Source organism: Collinsella sp. LCP19S3_B7, assembly GCF_052121795.1.
Taxonomy (GTDB): domain Bacteria; phylum Actinomycetota; class Coriobacteriia; order Coriobacteriales; family Coriobacteriaceae; genus Collinsella.
This window is the reverse complement of record NZ_JBQKDO010000017.1, coordinates 20962-29834: the sequence shown is the minus strand read 5'-3', so window position 1 is coordinate 29834 and position 8873 is coordinate 20962. Positions and strand designations below refer to the sequence as shown.

The following is an 8873-nucleotide window of genomic DNA, read 5'->3' as shown; positions in this document are numbered from 1 at the left end:
CTCGAAGAGCCCGATCGCCGCCTTCCTGGCCTCGATGTCGTGTTTCACTCTCAAGTCGACACGCATAAAAAGCCTCCCATTTCTCGTGTCCAAGAAATGGGAGGCAGTTCACAATGTGTCTGCCGCCGCCTTTGAGTTGCCCCACGCGCATTTCGTGTATTTGAAATACACGAAATTGCACTGTCGGAGCTTGCAGGCGGATAGACACTACTCGTATGGGACGGTTTTCACCGGTTGCTCGCCACCTTGGGCTATGTTCGCCCCTATGCCTGCATCCGGGGCTGTGTTGATTGACGACGGCGTTCCCAGCGGGCGAGCTTAATCGTCACCAGCGTGAGCGCCCAGGCCACAAGCGAGAACGCGGCGCCCACTGCGCCTACGTACGCAATGCCAATGTTGCTTACCACGGCTCCGCCCACTGCGGTGCCAAACGTGATGCCGACGCTAAACCCATGGGCTTAACCGAGCTTGCGAGTACCATCGACTTGGGATGGCGGCGGCGTGCCACGTCCATGAAGTGCGTGAAGCATGACACCGAGAACAGGCACATGAGCAGCGCCAAGCTAATGTGACAAAGGGGCAGTCCGTTTGTCACATTCCATGTCTTAGAAACTTGCAAATTCTGCAAGTTTCTAAGGTAACATCTTATAAACTTGCAAAAAATGCAAGTTTATAAGATTTCATGTCTGGTCGGGCGCTAGGGAGACTCTATGGATATCGTTCGCCGAAGCCGTTATCTTGATCGACTCATTGCTTTTCAGGATACCGACCTCATCAAAATCGTGACGGGCATACGCCGTTGTGGCAAATCAACGTTATTGGACATGATGAGGGACTATCTGGCGCAACAGGGGGTGCCAGCCGAGCGTTTGCTGACCTTTAAGATGGAATCTCTAGAGTACGCGGGAATTACGGATTATCTGACGTTTTATCGTATGGTTCGGGAGCGCATCGACGGCATCGATCATCCCTACCTGTTCTTTGACGAGCTCCAGAATGTCGAAGGTTGGGAAAAGGCGGTCAACTCGCTCCGAGTGGATTTGCCGTGCGATATCTATGTCACGGGCTCCAATGCCTTTTTGCTATCGAGCGAGCTCGCAACGCTTATCTCGGGCCGATATGTCGAGGTCAAGATGCAGCCTCTCACGTTTGGCGAATATCTTGATTTTCGCTCGATTGATGCGGTCGCCGCTGAAGGGCTTGGTGAGAGGGTCGAACTTGTTTCCAAGACGGGCGATCGCCTTAATTCAAATACCGTGCTTGAGCAGTACATAACCTATGGCGGCATGCCGTTTCTGGCCCATGATGAGCCGAGACGCGAGCTGTGTCGCGACTATATCCGTAGCCTCTACCAGACGATCGTCGCGCGCGATATCCTGTCGCGTGTGACGCGTAGGGGTCGCGGAGCTATCACCAAGCGCGATGTTCTCGAGCGGCTCTGTGCGTATCTGGCAGACAACATCTCCAACCAAACCTCGGTCAACAAAATCGTAGGGACGCTCAACGAATCAGCGGGCGGTAAGACCAACGCATCGACGGTGTCGGCATATATTGACGCTCTGGAAGAGACGTACCTGTTTACCAAAGTAAAAAGGTATGACATCAAGGGGCGGGAGCTTCTTAAGACAGGCGGTAAATATTACATAGCTGATACGGGAATTCGCAGCTATCTTGACGGATATAGAGGTAGCGATAGCGGAAGGATGCTCGAGAACGTCATCTACAACCAGCTTGTCTTTGAAGGATACGAAGTGTTTTGCGGCCATCTACGCGCGGGGGAAATCGACTTTGTCGCAATCGGCGAGGGATCAGACCGCAAATATATCCAGGTTACCGAACGGATCGATGCCGAGGCGACGAGGGAACGCGAGCTGCGACCGCTCAAGCTAAGCACGCTAGGAAAAATTCCTGATTCGTATGAGAAGATCCTGATTGTCAGGGATGGCGACCATCCAACGGACATCGATGGCATCAGAATCGTGGGGGCAGTCGACTTCTTGTTGAGAAATAAGATTACCCGCGGCTAAACGTAAACAGATCCGTTTCGATGCGACAAAAGAGCAGTCCTTTTCGCATTCCGTGCGAGCCCTCGTGCCGTCTGGGGGTATAAGGCTAGCAAGCGTTTATTTGCGAGGCCTAAGGGGCGCCCCGTATGGATATCGATAACTTTGAATGGTGGTATAGCGAGGGCGAGGTTCCGGACGAGGAGTGGGACGAGCCCGCGCCGCATGACGTGTCGAGCGACGAGGACGAGAGCGGCGACGATGCCGTCGAGACGGACGCCGCTTCCGACTCGGCCGAACCCCTAACCTTTGAACAGGCCTGGGCCCAGGCTGAGGCCGACGAGGCAAAGGCCGACGCCACGGCCACACTGGGTGAGCCGGCCGACATGTCCATCTCGCCGGCAAAGACCCCACAGCTGCGTCACACTATCGACCCCGACAGCACGGCATCCTTTAGCATTCTCGACGTGCCCGCGCAGGGCGCCCAGGCGCCTGCGCCCACGCATCGCCCCGATCTGGCTCGCGAGGAAGGCGCGGGCCGGCGCTCTCCGCTCGGCCCCATCCTCATCGCCTTCATGGCCGGCGTTATCGCCTGCTCGGCAATCGGCAGCGTTTGGAGCCATGTTGAGCAGCAGCGCCAAGACGCCGCCAAGGTCGAGATCTCCGTCGAACAATCGCTCAACCGTACGCGCTCGGTGCATGTGTCGGTCGAGGTCAAGGACGGCGCGACGTGGGATACCGCGCGCGGCGACAGCCAGATGCTCATCCATATCGTAGGCCGTACGCTCAAGGGACAAGCGATCGACGAGCACCAATACGTCAATTCCGAAGGTGACGGTATCGAGCTCAAGCCCGGCGACTACGAACTTACGGTCGATGAGCCACCTGTCGCCACCGACGGCACGCGTTTTCGTGCCTCGAAAAGAATGGTTCCCGCGAGCTTTAACTCGCGGGCGCCCGATACGGTCGACACCACCTCGCAGGGCGGGTTTGACCTTTACGTGGATACCCAGTAGGCGCTCGCCGTCCATTTCCGCTATGGCTACTCAATAATCGCCTGCCGTCCCGTTCCGCCGCCAAGAGTGGGACAATAGTCCTCGACACTATTGTTTACTTTTGGAGGAAGTAGCATGTCTACCGTCACTACCATCAGGCGCGGCGGCCTCACCGCGGCCATCGATTCCATGGGCGCCCAGCTCACGAGCCTTGCCCTCAACGGCAACGAGTATCTGTGGCAGGGCGATCCCGCTTTTTGGGGCAAGCATGCGCCCATCCTGTTCCCCATTGTGGGCTCGCTGCGCAACAACACGGCGACGTCTGCAGCCGGCAGCTGCGAGATGGCGCGCCACGGCATCGCGCGTATCGTGGAGCACAAGCTGGTCGAGGTGTCGGAGGACGGTTCGTCCGTCACCTACGAGATCACCGATACGCCCGAGTCGCTCAAGGCCTTCCCGTTCCACTTTAAGCTCAACATGACCTATGCCCTGACTGGCGACGCCACTCTTACGCAGACCTTTGCCGTCACCAACACCGGCGACGTGGACCTGCCGTTTTCGGTGGGCGGCCACCCCGCATTTAACGTGCCCGTTCCCGGTGCCGAGGACGAGGCGTTCGAGGATTACGAGCTGGCGTTTACCGAGGCTTGGACTAACGAGGCCCCCATCATCACGCCCGATGGCCTTATGACGTTCGAGGGAAGCTACAAGGCTCCCGATAACTCGGACGTGCTGCCCATCACGCACCGCAGCTTCGACAACGACGCCATCATGTTCACCGATACCCCGGGCTCCACGCTCACGCTGCGCGGTCGCAAATCGGGCCACGGCGTCAAGATTGACTTTGAGGGCTTTAAGTACATTGGCGTGTGGTCTGCCGCCAACGACGCCCCGTTCGTGGCGCTCGAGCCTTGGACCGGACATACCACCATGGACACCGAGGACGACGTCTTCGAGCACAAGGTCAACACCATCACCTTGGCTCCCGGCGCCACCGACAAGCGCGCCTTCGAGGTTACGCTGCTCTAGAGGTTCCGCCGTTCTAACGAACGGCGGACCGGTCGACGCTGCGCGCCACCCAGAGCGACAATTTGTCATTCAAAAGGCAAGGCATGACCAGAAGGTCTATGCCTTGCCTTTTTCATGCCAACTTGTTCGCTCTGGGTGGCGCTCGCTGGCATTGCCGAATCATCGACGTCCCCAACGACTGTCCCCGATGACTACTTGTTTGACTGGTCGTTTAAGAACGTCCCCAACGGCTACCAATCGTTTTCAGTTTGTTAATTTGTATATATGCATCTGCTGTAGGTAACGCTGAGCGGTATCCTGTTAAGTCATTAGCATACGATTCAACAGGGAAGGCAGATTATGCATTCTCCCCATCAGCGCGACGTGCATCCACAGCCGGTGTGCAGCCGTCGCATCTTCTTGGGTAGCGCTCTTGCCGCGAGCGCTTCCGTCGTCGCCGGCGCGCTCGCCGGCTGTCAGCGCCCGTCCACGCTCAAGGTGGTTCAGCCCACGACGGGCGGCGGTCGCGACGACCTGTCCGATTCCGTGATCGGCAAGGATAAGATCCGCATCGGCATGGAGGCGGCCTACGCCCCGTACAACTGGCAGGTTTCCGAAGCCAGTGAGTACACCATCCCCATCGACAACGTACAAGGCGCCTATGCCGATGGCTACGACGTGCAGATCGCCAAGATTGTCTGCAAGGCCCTCGGTGGCGAGCCCGTTGCCGTCAAGCAGAGCTTCTCGGGCCTTATCGATTCGCTCAACAACGGCCAGATCGACCTCATCATCGCCGGTATGAGCGCCACGCCCGAGCGTGAGGAGTCGGTCGGCTTCTCCGACCCGTACTTTATTGGCTACTTCGGCCTGTTCGTAAAAGAGGGTTCCCCCTACCAAAACGCCACCAAGCTCAGTGACTTCAGCGGCGCCACGGTGCTCGGCCAAAAGGACACCATGCTCGATACCGTCATCGACGAGATCCCGGGCGTCGTTCACAAAAACCCGGTCGACTCCGTCCCCACGGTGTTCTCGAACCTGCTGCAGGGCACCTGCGACGCCGTGACGTACAACACCGAAAACGAAAAGGGCTACATGGCCCAAAATCCCGGTATCGTCCCCATTCATTTTGCCGAGGGCGAGGGCTTTAAGCAGGAGGTCACGGCAAACGTCGGCTGCCGCAAGGGCTCGGACAAGCTGCTTAAGCTCATCGACAAGACGCTCAAGGGCGTCAGCCAGGAGGAGCGCGACCAGATGTGGGACGCGTGCCTCGACCGTCAGCCGGCATAGGGAGGCAGCATGAAAGCCATCAATCGTCTGGTCTCCTTTATCAAAGCCGACCATCGTTATGTGTACCTGGGCACGAGCGTCATCGCGGCGCTCGGACTGGCGTTTAGCCAGCGCAACCCCACGCCGCTGAGCTTCCTGGCCCCCACGGGCGTGTTCCAAGATTGCCTTTGGGCGATCCTGTGGGCGTGGCTCGTCGTGTCGGCGGCGGCGCTGGTCACCAAGCTTATGCACTGGAGCGACTATCGCGAAAAGTCGCCGTTCGCATCCGAGCGTTTCCGTCGTGGAGCACGCTTGGGCAGCTACGTCGCGGCCGCCATCGCGGCAGTTTTCTTTATCGACCGCTGCGTCATGTCGTTTATCGACCTGGTGCAGGTGAGCATTGTCTCGGATTCCAACCCCAGCGACTTTTTGTCGAGCCTGGTCTACATGACCTACAAAAGCGGCGACTTCTTCATTCGCGGCATCGAGATCACCGTCGCACTTGCGACCTTCGGCACCGTTATCGCCTTTTTCCTGGCACTGCTCTTTGTGTTTTTGCGCATTCAGACCTTCGATCGCGTGGACAACGACCTGGTGCGCTTCTTTAAGAGCATCGGCCGCGGCTTTACGACCGTCTACTCCACCATCGTGCGCGGCACGCCCATGATGGTCCAGGGCCTGCTCATCTATTACGCGGGCTTCACCGTTTTGCGCGGCATGGGCTTCGAGACCGCCCAGGCCAACCAGATTTGGAGTACCTTTACCGCCGGCCTCGTCACCATCTCGCTCAACTCCACCGCCTACATGATGGAGGTCCTGCGCGGCGGCATCGAGTCCATCGATTCCGGTCAGGCCGAGGCGGCGCGCTCGCTGGGTCTGTCGCAGTGGCAGGCTATGCGTAAAGTCGTGTTTCCCCAGGGCATTAAAAACGCGATTCCGGCGCTCACCAACGAGCTCATCATCAACATCAAGGACTCGTCGGTGCTCTCGGTCATCGGCGTGTTCGACCTCATGTACGCCACTACCACCGTCGCCGGCGTGTACTACCGCCAGATGGAGGTCTACTGCGTGACGCTCGTGGTCTACCTAATCATGACGCTCGTGGCGAGCCGCCTGCTCGAGGCCTTTGGCAAAAAGCTCGGCGCCGAGGCCCCGGCCACGCTGCCCAGCTCCAACTAGGCTCAAGACGAGGAGAATCATCATGGCAGATACCGCCACTACCGGCGCTGCGGCCGCCGCACAGACCAATGAGCCGCTCATCCGCGTCGAGGGCCTGCACAAGAGCTTCGGCTCGCTCGAGGTGCTCAAGGGCATCGACCTGTCCGTTAACCCCGGCGAGGTCGTTACCATTATCGGCGCTTCGGGTTCGGGCAAATCGACCTTTCTGCGCTGCCTCAACCTGCTCGAGACCCCGGATGCGGGCCATATCTGGTTCCATGGCCAGGACCTCACGGCCGAGCGCTGCAACATCAACAAGCTGCGTGAGGACATCGGCATGGTGTTCCAGGGCTTCAACCTGTTTAACAACATGGACGTGCTCGATAACTGCACGCTTGCGCCCGTCACGCTCAAAAAGATGACCAAGGCCGAGGCCGAAAAGGTCGCGCTGGAGCATCTGACGAGCGTGGGACTCGAAAAGTTCGCGCACGCCGCCGTGGGTCGCCTGTCCGGTGGTCAAAAGCAGCGCGTGGCCATCGCTCGTGCCCTATGCATGAATCCGCAGATCATGCTGTTCGACGAGCCGACCTCCGCACTCGACCCCGAGATCGTGGGAGAGGTGCTCGAGGTCATGCGCAAGCTCGCTGCCGACGGCATGACCATGGTCGTCGTCACGCACGAGATGGCCTTTGCCCGCACCGTGTCCGATCGCGTGGTCTTTATGGACAAGGGCGTGGTCCTCGAGGACGCCGCGCCGGCGGAGCTCTTTGGCAACCCCAAGCACCAGCGTACCCGCGAGTTCCTCTCGCGCTATCTCGAGGACAAATAACCAACCGCAAATGTTTGCATGGCAGGGCCGTTCCGGTGGGGCGGCCCTCGTCATCACAATCGAAAGGATGTCATGGCCGAGGTTTGGCGCTTCTTTGCGCATGAGGATGATTTTGCCGATTTGGACGAAGTTGGCGCGTGCGAGCGTCTGGGGCGCGTGCTGTCGTTTCCGACCGTTTCGAGTATGGATGCCGAGGCGGTGAACTGGCAGCCGTTCGATGACCTGCGCGCCTATATGCAGCAGGCGTGGCCACATGTGTTCGCGGCGGGCGAGGTCGAACTCATCGACCACTCGCTGCTGGTGACACTTGGCGGTTCCGACCCTGCCCTCAAGCCCGTTATGCTCATGGGCCACATGGACGTGGTTCCCGTGGTGCCCGGCACCGAGGCCGACTGGACGCATGCCCCCTTTAGCGGTCACGTGGACGACACCTACATTTGGGGTCGCGGCGCTATCGACATGAAAGACCAGGTCGCAGGTATTCTCGAGGCGGTTGAGTATGCGTTGGTGCACGGCTGGGAGCACGAGCGGACGCTGCTGCTCGCCTTTGGCCAGGACGAGGAAACCACGCAGTATGGAGCGGGGGCCATCGGCCGCGTGCTCGAGGAGCGCGGCGTTGAACTTGAATACCTGATCGACGAGGGTGACTACCGTATTGTTTCGGCTGCCGAGTACGGCGCGGGCGAGGGCTGGCTTATGCATGCCGACCTTGCCGAGAAGGGCTATGCCGATATCGTGCTCAAGACGAAGAGCGAAGGCGGACATTCGTCCAACCCCTACGGCGGCACATCGCTCGAGGTATTGAGCCGCGCTATCGCCGCAATCTGCGATATCGAGTGGCCGACGCGCGTGACCGATCTGCTTGCCGCGCAGCTTGTCGAGTTGGGGCTCTACACGGCGGATGAGATTGCCGCCAACGGAGGCGTCATTGTTCGCGACTGCCTCGCCAGCAACAAGCTCTATCCGCTCGTGACCACTACCTGTGCGCCCACGCAGATTGAGGGCGGCAGCACTGGCGCCAACGTGATGCCGCAGGATATGTGGGCCAATATTAACTTCCGCATGCTCGAGGGCACGGGCGTGGCTGATGTTGTTGACCGTTGCCGCGAGGCCGTTGCCGCTGCGGGCCTTACCGGGCGCGTGGAGGTCGAACTTGGCCCCGGCAGCTCAGAACCTTCGCCGTCCCCACGTGTTGGCGGACCGGGGCTCGAGGCCGTTCGCACTATTGCCGCCCGCTACTTTCGTGATCCAAAGGGGGCGGAGGAAAACGTACCGAATGCGGCGGGCGGGGCTGCTGTCGGCATTGTGCCCTCAACCGTGATCGGTGCCACCGATGCGGCTAACTATCAGCGTATTTGCTCTGAATGCATTCGCTTTTCGGCGTTTGTGGTCGACGATGACGAGTGCGATCGCGGTGTCCACGGCACCAACGAGCGCATTACCCGCCGTGCCTACCTCCAAGGTGTCCACTTTTTCATCGCTCTGCTTCAAACGCTCTAGAATGTGACAAAGCGACAGTCCCTTTGTTAGCCGTTGTAGTCGTTGGGGACGTTCTTAAACGACTCGTCGTTAAGGAACGTCCCCAACGACTGCGTCCACTCATTCCGTGCGGGT

General features: G+C 59.3%; 8 protein-coding genes. 7 read left to right on the top strand and 1 reads right to left on the bottom strand.

Annotation, left to right across the window (positions count from 1 at the left end; translation table 11 throughout):
- Positions 1 to 263: 263 nt before the first annotated feature.
- Positions 264 to 407, bottom strand: a complete 144-nt coding sequence (locus tag ACTQW0_RS07435) for a hypothetical protein (RefSeq protein ID WP_195838622.1) — start codon at positions 405 to 407, stop codon at positions 264 to 266.
- A gap of 303 nt (positions 408 to 710) precedes the next feature.
- Here ACTQW0_RS07435 and ACTQW0_RS07430 point away from each other — a divergent pair, with 303 nt between their 5' ends.
- The 7 genes from ACTQW0_RS07430 (at position 711) to ACTQW0_RS07400 (ending at position 8759) form a co-directional block, all read left to right on the top strand.
- On the top strand, positions 711 to 2027 hold the full coding sequence (locus ACTQW0_RS07430; protein WP_427719709.1) for an ATP-binding protein: 1317 nt from the start codon (positions 711 to 713) through the stop codon (positions 2025 to 2027).
- Between the two features lie 125 nt (positions 2028 to 2152).
- A complete protein-coding gene (locus ACTQW0_RS07425; RefSeq protein ID WP_441567580.1) occupies positions 2153 to 3019 on the top strand; it encodes a hypothetical protein in 867 nt (288 codons plus the stop codon).
- A 114-nt stretch (positions 3020 to 3133) separates the two neighbouring features.
- Positions 3134 to 4027: an aldose 1-epimerase family protein gene (locus tag ACTQW0_RS07420; RefSeq protein WP_427727722.1), complete on the top strand. Its 894-nt coding sequence runs from the start codon at positions 3134 to 3136 to the stop codon at positions 4025 to 4027.
- Positions 4028 to 4366: 339 nt separating this feature from the next.
- Entirely contained in the window at positions 4367 to 5293 is a 927-nt protein-coding gene (locus tag ACTQW0_RS07415; protein ID WP_441567578.1) for a transporter substrate-binding domain-containing protein, read from the top strand.
- Between the two features lie 9 nt (positions 5294 to 5302).
- Positions 5303 to 6451 carry an amino acid ABC transporter permease gene (locus tag ACTQW0_RS07410; protein WP_441567576.1) on the top strand — a complete coding sequence of 383 codons (1149 nt, stop codon included), beginning with the start codon at positions 5303 to 5305 and terminating at the stop codon, positions 6449 to 6451.
- A 22-nt stretch (positions 6452 to 6473) separates the two neighbouring features.
- Complete coding sequence (locus tag ACTQW0_RS07405; protein ID WP_427794051.1) at positions 6474 to 7259, top strand: amino acid ABC transporter ATP-binding protein; 786 nt, start codon at positions 6474 to 6476, stop codon at positions 7257 to 7259.
- 72 nt (positions 7260 to 7331) lie between these two features.
- Positions 7332 to 8759, top strand: a complete 1428-nt coding sequence (locus ACTQW0_RS07400) for a M20/M25/M40 family metallo-hydrolase (RefSeq protein ID WP_441567574.1) — start codon at positions 7332 to 7334, stop codon at positions 8757 to 8759.
- Positions 8760 to 8873 lie beyond the last annotated feature (114 nt).